This is a genomic window from Pseudomonas mangrovi (genome assembly GCF_003052585.1).
GTDB lineage: Bacteria > Pseudomonadota > Gammaproteobacteria > Pseudomonadales > Pseudomonadaceae > Aquipseudomonas > Aquipseudomonas mangrovi.
The window spans coordinates 1-17,039 of record NZ_QASN01000007.1 but is presented as its reverse complement, the minus strand read 5'-3'; the positions used below and the strand labels follow the sequence as shown (position 1 = coordinate 17,039).

Below are 17,039 nucleotides of genomic sequence, written 5' to 3'. Positions count from 1 at the left end.
CGTCACCCGTGGCCTGTAGGCGGATCGGCGATGAAGTCGCAGGGCTTCCAGCGTCGCGTTTGCGCCTCTTTGCCATGCCTGCTGCGCGATTCTGGTGCGCAGCTGAGGCTGCTCGGCGCCGTTGGTCGCGGATATGGTCGGCTCTCTCGGTCACGGCTCAAGGAGATGCAATTGACTATCAATCAGTAATCAAACTCAATATGATTCGCGCTCCGTTGATTGTTACGTGGAGCTATTACCGTGCGCACCCATCTTCATCCGTTGTCTCTTGCCATCGCCCTGGCGTCGGTCGCTCTTCCGGTTCTTGCCGTCGAACCCCAGGGAGGCCCAGCAGCAGAGCAAGCGGAAACGCCTGTCGAGCTGCGCCCGCAGTATGTCGAGGCGGTACGCGAGGAAGGTGACGGGCCGGTAGCGGGCTATGTTGCCAAGCGCAGCGTAACGGCCACCAAAACCGACACGCCGCTGCTGGAGGCTCCCCAGTCGATCAGCGTGGTCACCGCCGACCGCATCCGCGATCAGGGTTCGCTGACCGTTCAGGACTCGCTGCGCTATGTCGCCGGCGTACGGGGCGAGACCTATGGTCTGGACAGTCGCGGCGACTCGGCGCAGATCCGTGGCAGCTCTCCGCTGCTGATGCTCAACGGCCTGCAGCAGAGCTTCGGCTCCTACAACAACACCCGGGTCGATCCCTTTACCCTCGAGCGCATCGAGGTACTGCGCGGGCCGTCGTCGATGCTTTACGGACAGAGCCCGGTCGGCGGCCTGGTCAACATGGTCAGCAAGCGCCCGCGCGAGGAGCAGAGCACCGAGCTGCAGGTGCAGTACGGCAGCTTCGATCGCAAGCAGATCGCCGTCGACAGCACCGGCCCGCTCAACGATGAGCGCAGCCTGCTCTACCGGGTGGTCGCCATCCAGCGCGACAGCGATACCCAGGTTGATCACGTCAAGGACAACCGCCTGCTGCTGATGCCCTCGCTGACCTGGCGGCCGAGCGAGGATTTCGAGTGGACCCTGCTGGCCAATGTGCAGAAGGACGACAGCGGCACCAACTCCTCCTTCCTGCCCCATCGCGGCACTGTGCTGGCAGCACCCTACGGCCGCTACGACACCGATCTGTTCGTCAGTGAACCGGGTTATGACGAGTACGACAGCGAGCAGATCGCACTCAGCTCGCTGGCCTCCTGGCGGATCAGCGACGACTGGACCCTGCGGCAGAACCTGCGCTGGCAGCGCAGTGAGGTGAGCTATCAGACCATGTATGGCTGGCCGCCAGTGCTGGGGCCGGACAACCGTACGGTCAACCGCGTCTACTACGTGTCCAAGCCGGAGGTCGACGTCTGGGTGGCGGACCATCACGTCGAGGGGCGTTTCGATACCGGCGCACTACAGCATCAACTGCTGATCGGCGTCGATTATCAGCGTTCCGACGCACAGAGCCGTCAGGGCAGGGGCGCTTCAACGCCCCTGGACCTTTACGCCCCCGTATACGGAACCTTCGACGCTTCGCAGGTGGTGCTGCTTGACCAGCCGAATCAGCACACCCGCCAGGAAGGCATCTATGTTCAGGACCAGATTCGCCTTAACAACTGGGTGGCCACGATCGGCCTGCGCAAGGACTGGGCCTACAACAAGGTCCAGGGCAAAGATGCGCAGAAGGATGACGCTGTCACGGGTCGCTATGCGCTGACCTATCTGTTCGACAACGGTGTGGCGCCCTACCTGAGCTACAGCGAATCCTTCCAGCCGAGCATCGGCATAAACCAGGCGACCGGCCAGGCATACAAACCCCTGGAGGGCGAGCAGTGGGAGCTGGGGGTGAAATACCAGCCGCAGGGCAGTGGCAGCCTGTATACCGCGGCGGTTTTCGATCTGCGTGAGCAGAATCGGCAGATGCCCGACCCGAACAATCCGCTCAATACCTTGCAGAGCGGGGAGACGCGTGCCCGCGGGCTGGAACTGGAAGCACTGGTGGAAGTCGATGCCGACTGGGACCTGATTGCCACCTACACCCGGCTTGATACCGAAGTGCTCAAGGGGGCCGCGGTACAGGAGGGCAGCCGTCTGGCCAGTACACCGGAGCAGATGGCATCGCTGTGGAGTCTGCATCGCTTTAGTCTGGCGGGCATTCCCGGCTTCAAGGTTGGTGCGGGCGTGCGTTACGTCGGCGCAAGCTGGGACGGCATCGATCAGCTGAAAACACCGTCGACCACCCTGTACGACGCCATGCTCGGTTACGACCATGACGAATGGAGCGTCAGCCTCAACGCCACCAACCTGGCCGACGATACCTACTACACCACCTGCCTGAGTCGCGGGGATTGCTTCACCGGCAACCGCAGGACCCTGGTCGGCACCCTGAGCTACCGGTTCTGACCGGGCCCGTTGATCGGCATCCGGAGGACACACGCATGATGATCGAATCCAGCAACCTTGCACCGCGTCTGGGTATTTTCGCCCGGGTTCTGGCGGCGCTGTTTGGCGGCTATGCGCTGGCGTACTGCTTTACCGCCTTTCTTTCCGTGTATCTGCCGCTCATTCGCGCAGACCGGGTGGTCTACGCCAGCCTGGGCTGCTTCGCGGTCTGGACTGCGGCGGCGATCTACGCCTTCGGCGCGCGGAGCGCCACGCGGGCCTGGCTGGTGATCGGTGGCCTGGCCTTGCTGCTGGGCCTGGCGGCATTCCTGCCTGCCGAGCTGGGGGCACGCCCATGAGTTTGCGTCAGTCCATGGCCGGCCTGCATACCTGGGGTGGCCTGCTGCCGATCTGGCTGCTGTTCGTGGTGATCTTCACCGGCACCCTGGCCTGCTTCGACAAGGAGCTGGAGCGCTGGATGCGTCCTGGTCTGCAGACGCCGGGGCAGATGCAGATGAACGCCGACGACGTGCGCCAGTGGCTCAAGAACAATGTCTCGGAGGAGCTGCATGCCTACTGGATGCATCCGCCAACGACGCGTGAGCCTTACTGGCAGCTGGGTTGGGAGGAGCACGACAGCGGCGAGCGCGGGCGCAAGCTGTTCGCTCCGGTCACTGGCGAGGCGTTGCCCGATACCCTGGGCGGCAACTTCTTCTTCAGCCTGCACTACCAGCTGCACGCCGGCACCTTCGGCATGTACGTGGTGGGCCTGGCAGGCATGTTCATGCTGGTCGCGCTGGTCTCGGGGGTGATCATCCATCGGCGGATCTTCAAGGACTTCTTCACCCTGCGACCGAACGCCAACGGCCAGCGAGCCTGGCTCGACGGGCACAACCTGTTCGGCGTCATCGGTCTGCCGTTCCATCTGGTCATGGCTTATACCGGTGTGGCGATCTTCGTCGCTTCCTACATGCCGGCGGGCGTGCAGGTTGCCTACCAGGGCAACCCGCTGAAGTTCTTCCACGAAGTGGCCGGCGGCTATCACCGCGAGGAGCTGGAACAGCCGGGCGGCACGCCGATCGCGCTGGAGCGTCTGCTGGCCGATGCGCGCGCGCAGTGGGACGGTGGCGAGGTGGGCTGGATCAGCGTGCATCATCCGGATGATGCCAGTGCCGTGGTGGATATCCGTCGACGCGACCCTTCGCGCATCGGCTCGCCCCAGGACACCCTCAGCTATGACGCCGCCACCGGCGAGCTGCTCAACGTGCAACAGGCGGGCACTGCCTACCGTGCCTATATCTGGATGGCCGGCCTGCACATGGGGCAGTTCGGTGGCAGCCTGGTGCGCTGGCTGTACGTTGCCCTGGGCCTGGCCGGCTGCGGCATGCTCATCGGCGGGTTGCAGGTCTGGTTGCGCAAGCGCGAGGCCCGCGGCGGTGCCGGCATCGCCCTGGTTCGCTCGCTGAATGTCGCAGTACTGGGCGGCCTGCCGGTCGCATGCCTGGGATTGCTCTGGGCCAATCGTCTGCTGCCCGCCGAGTGGGCCATGCGCCAGACGCTGGAGGGCTGGAGCTTTTCCCTGCTCTGGCTGGCCATCGCCGGCTGGGCACTGGCGCGACGCGGGCGTGCCGGCTATCGGCCGCTGGCCTGGCTGGCTGCCGTGTTGGCGCTCGGGCTGCCCTTGTTGAACCTGCTGCTGGTGCCCCAGGGGCATCTGCTGGCGAGCATCGGACGCGGTGACTGGGCACTGGCTTCGGTCGACCTGACGTTGCTGACGATTGGCCTGCTGTGCCTGCTCTGGGTACGTCCGCGCACGCAGCGCGAAGCCCGGACCAGACTTGCCGAGGTGACCCCATGATGCTGCTGGCACTGGCGCTGAATCTGTTCGGCATGGGCAGTTTGAGCATGGCGATGAAGCGACATCACCGTCAGCTCTGGAAGGGCGAGCCGGGGCGCGTTCGGGTAGTGGTGCTGCGTCTGGCGGCCGTTCTTGTGATTCTGCTGGCCCTGGCGCTCTGCGTCGTCACCACCGGCGCTGAGCAGGGCGTGCTGTTGTGGCTGTGCCTGCTGATGCTGGCGGCACTCGTTCAGGGGTTGCTCCTGGCGTTCCGTCCCCATCTGGTGCGCTATGCCGCTGCGCTGCTGCTTTTGCTGGGTACCGGGGTGGCGCTGCTGTGAATCATGGCCGCCCCTTTTCAGGGCACACGGTAGCTGAATCTGACTTCTGGATCAGGATCTGCGGCGGCAAGAGGCGCGCATTTGCCGTTCATCGCCACTTTTCTCACCCTGGCCCGTCGCTTGCTGTAGTCCCCCCGTGCAGTGCCATAGGAGCCGCGTGATGGACAATCCCTTCAAATACCTCAGCGACGCGTTCAAGGATGATTTCGAAGTGCGTTTCGTCATCGAACGCATGGATGGCAGCCTGGTCCTGGTGCTGTCCGACAACGAGCGGGTCAAGGTGCGCCGGGCCCTTTCCGGCGATCAGCTGGGTGATCCGGACAGGCTGGAGCAGATCGTTCAGAGCATTCGCTTCGGCCTGGCCATCGATTCCGGCGACGGCCTCAGCGGGCTCGATCGGCTCAGTGCCGAAGGCCTGCACCGGGCGGGCTGAGGGCGATTGTGCGGCGGTCGTCCGGCCGGTTCACGCAGCAGCCAGTGGCCTGATACATCCCTCACCCGCCTTCGGCACCCTCTCCCGGAGGGAGAGGGAAAAGTCGCTGCATCTCGGCAGTACGAGTGCGCCATCCAGTGCAAGCCGGGTACAGCTTTCCTTCTCCCTCCGGGAGAAGGTGGCGCGCAGCGCCGGATGAGGGGCCTGAGGTGCAGGGTGCCTGCCGCGCCTTCTGAGCGCTGGCGCGCTGTGCTCAGCTGAGCGGGGAGAGCAACTGGTCCAGATCTTCCTGCTCCAGTGACCAGCCGCCAGCGTTGCCTTCCAGGACTCCGCGCGCCAGTTCGGCCTTGTGCTGCTGCAGTTGCTGGATCTTCTCCTCGATGCTTCCGCGGGCAATCAGACGGTAGACGAACACCGGCTTGTCCTGGCCGATGCGATAGGCGCGGTCGCTGGCCTGGGCCTCGACGGCCGGGTTCCACCAGGGGTCGAAGTGAATCACCGTGTCCGCCGCGGTCAGGTTGAGTCCGGCCCCGCCGGCCTTGAGGCTGATCAGGAAGATCGGCAGGTCGCCGTCCTGGAACTCGTGGATCTGCGCCTGACGATCACGCGTCGCGCCGGTGAGCTGGGCGAAGGGGATGCGCCGCTTGCGCAGCTCCTCCGCGATCAGTTCGAGCATGCTGGCGAACTGCGAGAACAGCAGCACGCGACGACCTTCGGCAAACAGCTCGTCGAGCATGCGCATCAGTGCGGTCAGCTTGGCCGATTGCGCGGCGCCGGCGGGTTGCGCGTCACCCAGCAGGCGCAGGTCGCAGCAGACCTGGCGCAAGCGCAGCAGCGCCTCGAGGATCAGCATGCGGCTGCCGGCCAGCCCCTGCCGGCGGATCTCTTCACGCAGCTTGCCGTCCATGGCCAGGCGCAGGGTCTCGTAGCGGTCGCGCTGCGCCTCGCTCAACTCCACCCACTGAATGATCTCGCTCTTGGGCGGCAGCTCGCGGGCCACCTCTTCCTTGCGCCGGCGCAGCATGAAGGGCCGTACGCGGGCATTCAGATGCGCCAGGCGATGGTTGTCGCCGTCGCGCTCGATGGGTTGCCGGTAGAGGCGGTTGAAGGCGGCTTCATCGCCCAGCCAGCCCGGCGTGAGGAACTGGAACAGCGCCCACAGCTCGCCCAGGTGATTCTCCAGCGGCGTGCCGGTCAGGCACAGACGTTGTTCTGCGTGCAGCTCGCGGGCGGCGAGGGCGGCCTTGCTGCGCGGGTTCTTGATGGTCTGCGCCTCGTCGAGGATCAGCACCGAGAACGACTGTTCGCGCAACCTCGGCAGGTCGCGCGGCAACAATGCATAGGTGGTCAGAATCAGATCGAAGCGCTCCAGCGTGGCGAAGTGCTCGCTGCGTTTCGGACCGTGCAACGCGAGTACCCGCAGCTGCGGGGTGAACCGGGCCGCTTCTTCCTGCCAGTTGCCAATCAGGCTGGTCGGCATGACGATCAGCGCCGGCCGCTGCAGACGCCCCGACTGCTTCTCCAGCAGCAGGTGCGCCAGGCTCTGCAGGGTTTTGCCCAGGCCCATGTCGTCCGCCAGCACGCCACCCATGCCGAGCTCGCGCAGGGTCTGCATCCAGGCCAGGCCCTGGGCCTGGTAGGTCCTCAGCTGCGCGCGCAGGCCGGCGGGCGCGGCCAGCGGTGTCTCGGCGGCACGGCTGAGGCGTGCGCCGAACTCGCGCAGACTGTCGCCGCCCTGCCAGTCCAGCTCGAGCGTCTCCAGTTGCTGCAGGCGCGCGGCGTCGGCGCGGTTCAGCCGCAGTCGCTCGTCGTTTTCCCCGGCGGCACCGAAATACAGTTCGGCGAGCACCGCCAGCAAGGGTCGCAGGCGCCCGTAGGGCAGGCCGACGCGGCCTTCGCCCAGCGGCAGCTCCACCAGCAGCAGCTCGCCGTCGCCGCGCTGGGCCAGGCTCTGTGGATCGAGTAGCCAGGGCGCGCTGCGTAGGGTGCGCAACAGGATCGGCAGCAGGCTGATACGACGGCCCTCGACCAGGATGCCCATCTCCAGATCGAACCAGTCATGCCCGGGCGCTTCGCTGACGCTGGCGTACCAGCGCTGCACCGGCTTGAGGTCGAAGTGGAAGTCGGCGCTCATCTCGATCTGCCAGCCCTGGGCGCGAAGCCGTGGCAGCGCCTCGCGCACGAAGCTCAGCCAGCTCGCCTGGTCCTTCAGCTCGAAGGGTTCGCCGGCTTGCTCCGGGAGGGCTTCGCTGCGGCGCAGAGCGGGTTGCAGGCCGAGCGCAAGCAATTGCGCGCGGAACAGGGCCTCCTGCTCGGGCTGACGGTTGATGCGCAGGCGCTGGCCGTCACGGTTGCGCACGCTGAGCTGCGGCTGGTTGCGTTCGCCCACCTGATGGCCGGCATACAGGAACGCCAGCGCTGCGCGGTGCTGCGTCTGTTCGAGCATGCGCTGGCGGCGGCCGTCGAAGTGCAGGCGACGATGACTGCCCAGGCGCAGCAGCGGCTGCGGCGCAAGGTCTTCGATCAGCTGTTCGCTCTCGGCCTGGGGGAGCTCGATCGGCACTGCCAGCGGGTCGTTGCGCTGCTGCAGCTGCTCAAGGGTGATCAGCACCGCGGCGATGTGCTTGCAGTTGCCGCCGACCGGACAGCTGCAGCGCCCCTCGATCCGCCAGTGTTCGCCGCCGGCGCGCAGCAGGATGTGCTGGCGGTAGGGACGCTCGGCGGTGCCGTGGCAGCGCGCCTCGATGGTCTGCGCAGTCACCTGGATGATGCGCACCATACCGAGCTTGGCGTAGGAGCGTCCCCGCGCCAGAACCTTCTCGTCGAAGAGGGGCGCCCAGTCCTGCAGGCGCAGCTGTCGGCTGTCCAGCGTCACGTGCCGAGGCCTGTCGCGCAATACGCCGGTTGGCGGCCGACCGGCACCTCAGCCTTCCTCGGCTTCGAGACGGGGCTCGAAGATCCGGGTGGGCAGGCCGTCGATGCTGGTCTGATTCTTTTCCGCCCAGTAGCGCCGGATTCCTTCGTCGCCGATGCCGGCGGCCCAGTCGTTGAGCTGCTCACGCTCGCCGACGTAGTCGAAGAACGGCACCGACATGCCGCAGGAGGCCTGCACCAGGTCGACATCGAGGATGAAGATCTGCCGGGCGCCGGGCAGGGGCGGGAAGCCTGCCGCCAGGCTGGTCCACTCGGCATCATGGCGATGCACCGCCCGCGCGTTACCGTACAGTCGCAGGATCAGCGGCTTGCCCTCGAAGGCGCAGAACATCAGGGTCATGCGCGGGTTCTGCAGCAGGTGCGCGGCGCTCTCGTTGCCGCTGCCGGTCACACTGAGCCAGGCGACGCGGGTGCTGGAGAGCAGGCGCAGCGAGTCCATGCCCTTGGGCGAGAGGTTGACGCGGCTGTCTGCCGTCGCGGTGCCGACGAAGAAGATCTTCTGCGCCGCGATGAACTGCGCGAAGCGTTCGCTGATTTCCGGATACTGCTTGGCCATGGCTGAACCCCCCGCGGCTGGGCAGGGGCTTCGGCACCCTGCGAGGAACCGAGGATCTTGCTGGCTTTACGCCGGCAATTGCAAGCGCCGCTCAGGCCTGGCAGGGAATCTCGGCCAGTTCGCGCTGCAGGTCGTCCAGGCGCTTGTGCAGATGTGCGCGCTGGCGCGGTTCTGCCATCAGGTGCACGTCGCGCAACAGTTCGCGTGCCTGCACCTCGGCCGCAGCAAAGATGCGCCGGTATTCGGGCGTCCAGTACTGCTGGCGCTGCTGCATCAGGGCGCTGATGCGCTCGGGGAAGTCGGCCTGGTCGCGGGTCTGCAGCGTCTGCAGCAGCCGCGCGTGCCATTGCGCACGGTTGTCTATCCACTGCTGGTTCTGGTTACCCAGCGCCTCGGACCACTGGCGCACGCGGGCCTTCTGCGCCTGCGTCAGGCGCCCATACCAGGTCGCCAGGCGCTTCTCCATGCGTTCGGCACGGTCGGCGATCTGCTCGCTCACGGGCGGTTGCAGATGTTCCTTGCGGCGCTCGTCGATGTCCTTGCGCAGCGCCTCCTCGAGCTGGCGCACCTGCGCATCGTCGAGATCCCGCAGCAGCTCGATGGTGGTCGGGGTGATCTGCCGGGCGATGGCATCGATCGCCTCGCGGGCCTCGTCGAAGCGCGCCTGCATCTGCTGCGGATCGAGTTCCTCGCTGCGGCTCATCTGCTGCAGCGAGGCGAGCCAGTCGCGATAACGCGGCAACTCCTGGCTGCAGTGCCAGAGCAGATGTTCGTCGAGTCGCTCATCGAAGAACGCGCGCTGCTCATCGGACATCTGCAAGTAGTCATCCAGCGACCAGGGAATGATCATGTCCAGGTTGCGATAGGCCAGACCCACACGTGAACAGGCGACAAGCGTCAGCAGCAGGCTGGCGGCCAGGCCCAGCAGCAGGGCGCGGACAAGGTCAGAGGAACGCGGGGTCATGGCAGGGCTCGACGGGGAGTGTTACTGCATAGAGGTCGCCAGCGCCTGGCAGTTCAGCGCTGGTAGACGCCATCGAAGCGAACGTTCATGCCGCCGCAGTTGCCGTTGTCGTCGACTATCAGGAACTGGCCGAGCAGACGCAGGCGGGCATGGCAGCTGTACTCGTCCTCGCCTTCGCGAATATGCAGGAGGTGGCCGTCCTCGACCATGCCGGTGCCGCCGAGGCTGCCGACGTGTACCACGCGATCACCGAAGCTGTTGATACCGCCATACCAGACGGCGTCGCCGCTGACTTCCAGGGCGCCGTCGCTGCCCTCGCTGATCTGCAGACGGTTGTCGTAGAACTGCCAATCGCCCAGCCACTGCTGCGGCAGCTCCGGCGGCAGCGGGCGCAGGTCGGCACTGGCCATCCAGCCGACGAACTCGCGTCGGGCGCCCTGATACCAGACGCAGCTCCAGCCGTCATTCTGCTGCGCGACCAGGACCTGGTCGCCCTTGACCAGGTAGCTCTTGCGCCGGCACTCGGCCCCCTGCGGGCAGCCCTCGGCGTCATCGAAGAAATGGCTGCGCTCGCTGCTTACCTCGGCCAGGGAGAAGCCGCCCGCACTGGCCGGGAAATGGCCGTTGCGACAACTGGCCGGATCGGCCAGAACAGTACTGCCGGCAAGGGCGAGCAGGGCGCCGAGAACCAGGGCTGATGCGTGCATGCAAATCCTCCTGCGCGCGGTGCGCTCAGAGCTGCCGGTCGAGACCGAAACGCTTGATGATGCGGCCTTCGACCAGGGCCTTGGGCAGCAGGCGCTCCATCAGCGGCATGCTGCGGCTGCCATTGCCCAGGCGCAGCAGGCGCGGTGGCTTGCTGCTGCTCGCGGCGGCAAGCAGATCACGAGCGAACTCTTCCGCCGGGGTCGGGTTGCCCTGTGAGGCATTGGCGCGTGCCATGATCGCCTTGCGTAGCGGCCACCAGGGCGAACGTTCGCTGATCAGCTGTTCGGCCTCGTGGCTGGCATTGGCACCAAAGCTCGAGGCGATGGCGCCTGGCTGCACTTCCATGACGCGAATGCCGAACGGGTTGAGCTCCATGCGCAGGGCGTCGCTGAGCGCATGTACGGCGGCCTTGGATGCGCAGTAGGTGCCGGCGAAGGGCGTCACCAGAACCCCGGAGACGCTGCCGATATTGACCACCAGCCCACGACTCGCACGCAGTAGGGGAAAGCACGCCTGGGTCAGGCTCACCAGGGCGAACACGTTGGTCTCGAACTGCCGGCGCATCGCTTCGGCGCCACCGTCCAGCAGAGGGCCCATGGCGCCGTAGCCGGCGTTGTTTATCAGGATATCCAGGCGGCCTGCTTCGCCCTGCAGGCGCTCGGCCAACTGCCCGACCGCAGCGGCGTCGTTGACGTCCAGTTGCACCGCCACGAAGCCCGCATCGCTCAGTCGGCGGACATCTTCATCCTTGCGTGCGCTGGCCCAGACCTGGTGTCCGGCGGCTTTGAAGGCATCGGCCAGCGCGCGGCCTATGCCGCTGGAGCAACCGGTGATGAGCGTGACGGGAGCGTTCATGGTGGCTTTCCTGTTGTTGTTTTGTTCAGGGCTTATCGGGTGAAGCGGCCACGCAGGTCGATCGCGCGGTACTCCAGGCTCTGCGGTCGGTAGCCGGGACGAAGCGCTGGCAGAGGCAGGCACTCCTGCCAGCGCGCGTCGGCCAGCAGGTTACCGGGGCCGTCGTAGTCCAGCTCCGCAGGGCGGCCCTGGATCAGATTGGCGCTTTGGCCCGGACTGTGGACGTAGAGTTTCCAGCGCAGCTCACGCAACGCCCGGCTGTTGCCGTTGTGTACCTCGACCCTGAGCGGACGGGCGCCGGGGCACTGCACCAGGTCATGCTGCAGGCGGATCTCGACACGCGACAGGCGTCTGCTCTGCTGTTCCTGTTGCCAGACCACCACGGCGGCGAGCAGCAGCAACCCGCAAAGCGCGGCGAGGGAGACCGGCAGGGCCTTGTGCGGATAGCGGATGACCAGGATCAGCCAGGTCACCGCGAGCAGAACGCCAATCAGCATGAGTCTCTCCGCAGGTGATAGAGGGGGGATGTTCGCAAGCCGGGCGCAGGGGTGCAAACATTCCGCTGCAGACGGATGTTCTGAAGGCCGCAGCTGCGTAATCCAGGTGGCTGTCTAGGCATGCCGGGGAGGCTGGCTGGGGGGGCGCGCGATTCTGCCGCCGAGGGTAGACAGCGACAGTCAGCACAGCTGTTGTCGTCTGCTACTGCCTGGCGCGTGTTCGTAAGCGGGGCGTGGTACGAGCGAACAGGGTTGGCAGGAGGCGAGTAGGCCGACGGGGCGCGGGAGCGCCCATCTGCTTTGGTTTGCGGGGGTAATCCGGCCCCGAAGGGCCGGAGCGGGGTCAAGCGGTGGTTTTCAGGCCTGCTGCGGTACGACCGTAGACATCTTCGAGACGCTCGATGTCGTCTTCGCCCAGATAGCTGCCGGACTGCACCTCGATGATTTCCAGCGGGATCTTGCCGGGGTTGGCCAGGCGATGAACCGCGGTGATCGGGATGTAGGTCGACTGGTTCTCGGTGAGCAGGAAGGTCTTCTCGTTGCAGGTGACCTGTGCAGTACCGGAGACGACGATCCAGTGCTCGGCGCGGTGGTGGTGCATCTGCAGCGAGAGCTGCGCGCCCGGCTTGACCGAAATGCGCTTGACCTGGAAGCGGCCACCCATGTCGACCGAGTCGTAGCAGCCCCAGGGGCGATACACGGCGCAATGGTTCTGGGTTTCCGGACGGCTGTCGGCGTCCAGACGCTGAACCAGCTTCTTGACGTTCTGCACCTTGTCCTTGTGGGCGATCATGATCGCGTCCTTGGTTTCCACCACCACGATGTTGTCCAGGCCAAGGATGGTCACCAGCTTGCCGTTGCCGTGCACCAGGCAGTTGCGGCTGTCTTCGACCATCACGTCGCCCTTGAGGACGTTGCCGTTCTCGTCCTTGTCATGCACGTCCCAGATCGAGGACCAGCAGCCGACGTCGCTCCAGCCGGCGCTCATCGGTACCACGCAGGCGTGCTCGGTCTTTTCCATCACCGCGTAGTCGATGGAGTTCTCCGGGCAGCAGGCGAAGGTCGCGGCGTCGATGCTGATTTCGTCGCCTTCCACGTTGCTGCGCTCCAGAGTCAGCAGGCAGGTGTCGTAGATGTCGGCGTCATGCTTCTTCAGCTCTTCGAGGAAGCGGCTGGCGCGGAACAGGAACATGCCGCTGTTCCAGAAGTAGTCGCCGGACTCGACGAAACTCACCGCGCGCTCGGCGTCCGGCTTCTCGACGAACTGCATGACGCGCTTGACGCCCTCATTCAGGTCGTCGCGCGCCGCCATGTCGCACTTGATGTAGCCATAGCCGGTTTCCGGGCTGGTGGCCGGTACCCCGAACAGCACCATCTCGCCCTGCTCTGCGGCGGTGGTGGCAAGGGCCAGGGCACGCTGGAAGGACTTCTGATCGTCGATCACGTGGTCGGCCGGCAGTACCAGCATCAGCTCGTCACGGCCTTCGGCAACCAGCTTCATCGCCGCCAGGGCAACGGCCGGCGCAGTATTGCGGCCGAACGGCTCGAGCAGCAGGCCCTGAATCGGCAGGGCGAGCGAGTCGAGCTGTTCACGGACGATGAAACGGTGGTCCTTGTTGCACACCAGCAGCGGTTTCTGCATGCCATCGAACGCCAGGCGCTGGAGTGTCTGCTGAAACAGCGTGTGCTCACCGGTGAGGGCCAGGAACTGTTTGGGAAACTGCTTGCGCGATAGGGGCCAGAGCCGGGAACCGCTGCCGCCGGACAAGATTACTGGGATCATGCTGTCTCTCCTGAAACGTTCAATAGGGTGTTGTTTCTTGTGGTTGTGTCGTATCGGCGGGCAATTACTGGGGCAGCGCCGGAAGCCGTTTCTCTTTCATTGTTCGTGCAAGTACTTCGCCAGTTGCTGTCTTTCTGCTTGCCCGTTTTTGAGACGGGCGATCCAGCTTGGGTCGAAGTCGCTCAGATCATTGGTCATCGGCAGGTAGCGCTCGGGGTATTCCCAGATCACCACTTGCGGCGGGTGGTCACGCAGGTCATCGGACTGCAGGTACTTGAGCATCGGCAGCATCGGCCCACGGCCGGATTCGGCGTGGTTGGTCAGATCGCTCATCAGCGCCTCGCGCAGTGCACCGTCGAAATTCCAGTCCGGGTTGGCGCTGTAACTGGTTCCGACAAGGGCAACCGGAATCTGTTCCTCGCCGAACAGGTCCGCATCCGCGGCGGATTGCGCCTTGTGAGTGGTGCGCTGTTGCAGGACATCCGGCGGAGGCAGCAGGTCGGCGAACAGCGGGTCCAGGGGCAGGAAGGTGATCAGGTCACCCTCGAGCTTCTTTTCTGCGCCGACCTCTGTGACGAACGGCGTCGGTTCGGCGTTCAGCAGCGCCTGGCTACGAATCGCCTTGCCCAGCTGCTGGGCCACCACTTCGGCACCTAGCGGCGTCCAGTGGGTGTCGGTACGCAGGAACACCGGGCCCTGCTGTTTGGTCCGGCGCAGCGGAGTCAGCAGGTCGGGTGCAACGATTGCAGCCTCACTGGCCTGGTTATGGAACTGTTGGAACAGCTCGTCGCGCAGTGCAGTGGGGCGGTTGTCGCCCATGTACTCCGGATACAGACGATTCTTCGCCGGCACGATGGCCAGGACCAGGCGAATGTCGCGCTTGGCCAACTCGTCGCGAACACCGCGGATCAGGGCCCAGTTGTCGTCGATGTTGCGTTCGGCGTTGACGACCGGCTTGAACTCCTCGTCGCTGAACAGCCATTGCTCGAGGCCGACCACCACCCCCGGGCGGCCGGTGCCGAAGAGCATGTACTCAAGTGCTGCCCAGACGTTGGTGCCCAGGCGCTTGACCGGGAACTGCTGGTCATAGTGGCTCTCCAGCGCGCGGGTCAGTTTGCCATCGACCACCGAGCTGTCCGGCGGAGCGTCAAAGCTGCCCAGTCCCTTGACCGACAGCGCGCCGAGCAGCAGCAGCAGGGCCAGGAACAGGGCGACGTAGACTTTTCTAAGCTGACGCGTCATAGGTGCCTTCTCAGAACTGGAAATAGAGGAATGGGGAGTAGCTCTGCGCGGAGAGCTTGAGAATCGACACCGCGAACAGCACAAGGATCGCTGCGCGGACGAAATAGCGCGGCAGGGCGCTGCTCCAGGAAGCGCGCTGCACCAGCATGCCGGAGCTGGTCATCACTACTTGTGGCGAATCGCCCGGCACGGCACGGATCATCCGCGGCTGATCGGTCGCCGGGCCGTCGGCGTCGGTCTGCGGCGACTTGGGCGACAGCGGGTTACGGTAGAACTGGCGCAGGCCGCAGATGGCCAGGGTGATGTAGGCGATGACCAGGGTGACGATCTGCAGTTCGGTGATCGCCGCCTTGTTCAGCTCCGAAAGGCCCCAGCCGTTGAAGCTGAACATCGCCTCGTACATGCGCCAGGCGACGCCGACGTTTTCGGCACGGAAGATCACCCAGCCGAGCATCACCAGGAAGAAGGTCAGCGCCCACTTCAGCGGATTGATCCGATGCGGGGCGGCGTTCACGCCCAGCGCACGTTCGATGGCCAGCCAGGTGCCGTGCCAGGCACCCCAGATCAGGAAGGTCCAGTTGGCGCCATGCCAGAAGCCGCCGAGCAGCATCGTCAGGAACAGGTTGCGGTAGGTGTTGAAGGTGCCGTTGCGGTTGCCGCCCAGCGGGACGTAGAGGTAGTCGCGCAGCCAGGTCGACAGGCTGATGTGCCAGCGCCGCCAGAACTCGGTGATCGATTGGCTGATGTAGGGCTGGTTGAAGTTCTCCATGAAGCGGAACCCCATCATCAGGCCCAGGCCGATGGCCATGTCGCTGTAGCCGGAGAAGTCGAAGTACAACTGTGCGGTGTAGGCCAGCATGCCGAGCCAGGCATCGCCGGTGCTGGGGTCCTGCAAGGCGAAGCAGTGGTCCACCAGCGGCGCCAGGGAGTCGGCGATGAAGACCTTCTTGACGAAGCCCTGCATGAAGCGGGTTGCGCCTTCGGAAAACTTGTCCAGGCTGTGGGTACGCCCGGTGAACTGGTCCGCGAGATCCTTGTAGCGCAGTACCGGCCCCGCGATCAGCTGCGGGAAAAGCGCGATGAAGGCTGCGAAGTTGATCAGGTTTTCCGTCGGTTTGGTGTCGCCGCGGTAGACATCGATCAGGTAGCTGATCGACTGGAATATGTAGAAGGAGATGCCGATCGGCAGGATCACCTGGGTGAGCAGAAAAGGCTCCAGCCCCATGGCTTCCATTGCCGCATTGACGTTCTCCATGCCGAAGTTGGCGTACTTGAAGTAACCCAGCGTTGCCAGGTTGCCAACCACGCCCCAGAGCACCCAGCGCTGGGACTCACGGCTGCGTATACCGGCGCGATGGATGCGCAGGCCGAAGATGTAGTTCCACATCGTCACTGCGACGAACAGCAGCAGGAAGTCCACTCGCCACCAGGCGTAGAACAGGTAGCTGCCGATCAGGATCAGCAGGTTTCGGTAGCGGGCCGGGCTCAGGTAATAAAGGCTGAGGAACACCGGCAGGAAGAGGAACAGGAATACGTTGGATGAGAAGACCATGGATCAGTAACTCGCGCATGCACGCCAGAGGGAAGGTTCCAGGGGAACCCGCCAGATATCCCCCCAGGTAGCGAGTGTCCGACGTGCCGCGCACATCGGACACTCGCCTGCTGGGTTGCCGGGGCAGCGATGACCGCCTGCCGGCGCCGGGGTTTCGGTTGCAGTCCTGGACAGCGAGCGCTTGCAGGTCGCGGCGGCTCCTGGCCAAAAGGCCGGGGAGTGGCTGGTGATCTGCGTTCTGCCTGGGTTGGTCCGCATGGCTGCGTCCTCATCCTGCTCGTTGACCCGCTGCGCCGAGGCGGAGCGGGTCTTGCCAAGGGCAACAGTCAGCCCGTCGTTACCAGCAGATGCCTTCTGCGCCGGCGGCGGTCTTGCCGGTCATGAAGCCGACCAGATCGATCACCTGCTTGCCGGCCGGAACCTGCTCGGCGTAGGCGCGGAAACGCGAGTCGCCATTGCCCAGAACGACGATGTCGGCGCTCTGTACCACCTCGTCCAGATCGGACTTGAGCAGCGAGGACACGTGCGGGATCTTCGACTCGATGTATTCCTTGTTGGCACCCAGCACGCGGGCGTACTCGACGTTGCTGTCGAAGATCGACAGCTCGAAGCCCTTGCCGATCAGCATCTCGGCCAGCTCCACCAGCGGGCTTTCACGCAGATCGTCGGTGCCGGCCTTGAACGCCAGACCGAGCAGGGCAACCTTGCGGCTGCCGTGCTGGGCGATCAGGTCGAAGGCGTTCTGCACCTGGACCGAGTTGGAGCGCATCAGCGAGCTGATCAGCGGCGACTCGATGTCCCACTGGCTGGCGCGGTAGGAGAGGGCGCGCACGTCCTTGGGCAGGCAGGAGCCGCCGAAGGCGAAGCCCGGGCGCATGTAGTACTTGGACAGGTTGAGCTTGTTGTCCATGCACACCACTTCCATTACCTCGCGGCCGTCGACGCCGGCGGCCTTGGCGATGTTGCCGATCTCGTTGGCGAAGGT

The 17,039-nt window shown here is 65.1% G+C and carries 15 protein-coding genes; 5 read left to right on the top strand and 10 right to left on the bottom strand.

Annotated features, from left to right (window positions below; translation table 11 throughout):
- The first annotated feature begins 240 nt into the window (after positions 1-240).
- The 5 genes from DBO85_RS04255 to DBO85_RS04235 all read left to right on the top strand — a co-directional run bounded on the left by DBO85_RS04255 (position 241) and on the right by DBO85_RS04235 (position 4,963).
- Complete coding sequence (locus DBO85_RS04255; protein ID WP_233356548.1) at positions 241-2,373, top strand: TonB-dependent siderophore receptor; 2,133 nt, start codon at positions 241-243, stop codon at positions 2,371-2,373.
- A 35-nt stretch (positions 2,374-2,408) separates the two neighbouring features.
- On the top strand, positions 2,409-2,711 hold the full coding sequence (locus DBO85_RS04250; RefSeq protein ID WP_407681445.1) for a DUF3649 domain-containing protein: 303 nt from the start codon (positions 2,409-2,411) through the stop codon (positions 2,709-2,711).
- Positions 2,708-4,210, top strand: a complete 1,503-nt coding sequence (locus DBO85_RS04245) for a PepSY-associated TM helix domain-containing protein (RefSeq protein WP_108105588.1) — start codon at positions 2,708-2,710, stop codon at positions 4,208-4,210. Before DBO85_RS04250 ends, DBO85_RS04245 begins: the two co-directional genes overlap by 4 nt.
- Positions 4,207-4,530, top strand: coding sequence for a DUF3325 domain-containing protein (locus DBO85_RS04240; protein ID WP_108105586.1), 324 nt, complete (start codon positions 4,207-4,209; stop codon positions 4,528-4,530). The genes DBO85_RS04245 and DBO85_RS04240 overlap by 4 nt, the downstream gene beginning before the upstream one ends.
- Positions 4,531-4,690: 160 nt before the next feature.
- Complete coding sequence (locus DBO85_RS04235) at positions 4,691-4,963, top strand: DUF3509 domain-containing protein (RefSeq protein ID WP_108105584.1); 273 nt, start codon at positions 4,691-4,693, stop codon at positions 4,961-4,963.
- A 253-nt stretch (positions 4,964-5,216) separates the two neighbouring features.
- On the opposite strand, the gene DBO85_RS04230 is transcribed toward DBO85_RS04235, so the two are convergent.
- The 10 genes from DBO85_RS04230 to DBO85_RS04185 all read right to left on the bottom strand — a co-directional run.
- Positions 5,217-7,838, bottom strand: coding sequence for an SNF2-related protein (locus tag DBO85_RS04230; protein ID WP_407681444.1), 2,622 nt, complete (start codon positions 7,836-7,838; stop codon positions 5,217-5,219).
- 48 nt (positions 7,839-7,886) lie between these two features.
- A complete protein-coding gene (locus tag DBO85_RS04225; RefSeq protein ID WP_108105582.1) occupies positions 7,887-8,453 on the bottom strand; it encodes a pyridoxamine 5'-phosphate oxidase family protein in 567 nt (188 codons plus the stop codon).
- A gap of 91 nt (positions 8,454-8,544) precedes the next feature.
- On the bottom strand, positions 8,545-9,417 hold the full coding sequence (locus tag DBO85_RS04220; RefSeq protein ID WP_108105580.1) for a DUF6279 family lipoprotein: 873 nt from the start codon (positions 9,415-9,417) through the stop codon (positions 8,545-8,547).
- Between the two features lie 53 nt (positions 9,418-9,470).
- The gene (locus tag DBO85_RS04215; protein ID WP_108105578.1) at positions 9,471-10,124 is read right to left on the bottom strand and encodes a hypothetical protein; all 654 of its coding nucleotides are present in this window, start codon (positions 10,122-10,124) and stop codon (positions 9,471-9,473) included.
- A gap of 25 nt (positions 10,125-10,149) precedes the next feature.
- Positions 10,150-10,980 carry an SDR family oxidoreductase gene (locus DBO85_RS04210; protein WP_108105576.1) on the bottom strand — a complete coding sequence of 277 codons (831 nt, stop codon included), beginning with the start codon at positions 10,978-10,980 and terminating at the stop codon, positions 10,150-10,152.
- A gap of 32 nt (positions 10,981-11,012) precedes the next feature.
- On the bottom strand, positions 11,013-11,477 hold the full coding sequence (locus DBO85_RS04205; RefSeq protein ID WP_108105574.1) for a multidrug transporter: 465 nt from the start codon (positions 11,475-11,477) through the stop codon (positions 11,013-11,015).
- A 343-nt stretch (positions 11,478-11,820) separates the two neighbouring features.
- Entirely contained in the window at positions 11,821-13,260 is a 1,440-nt protein-coding gene (locus DBO85_RS04200) for a mannose-1-phosphate guanylyltransferase/mannose-6-phosphate isomerase (protein WP_108105572.1), read from the bottom strand.
- Positions 13,261-13,356: 96 nt separating this feature from the next.
- Positions 13,357-14,502 carry an alginate O-acetyltransferase gene (locus DBO85_RS04195; protein WP_108105570.1) on the bottom strand — a complete coding sequence of 382 codons (1,146 nt, stop codon included), beginning with the start codon at positions 14,500-14,502 and terminating at the stop codon, positions 13,357-13,359.
- A 10-nt stretch (positions 14,503-14,512) separates the two neighbouring features.
- Entirely contained in the window at positions 14,513-16,054 is a 1,542-nt protein-coding gene (locus DBO85_RS04190) for an MBOAT family O-acyltransferase (protein WP_108105568.1), read from the bottom strand.
- 337 nt (positions 16,055-16,391) lie between these two features.
- Positions 16,392-17,039, bottom strand: a 648-nt coding sequence (locus tag DBO85_RS04185) for a UDP binding domain-containing protein (protein ID WP_146168163.1), incomplete at its 5' end; no start/stop codon positions are given.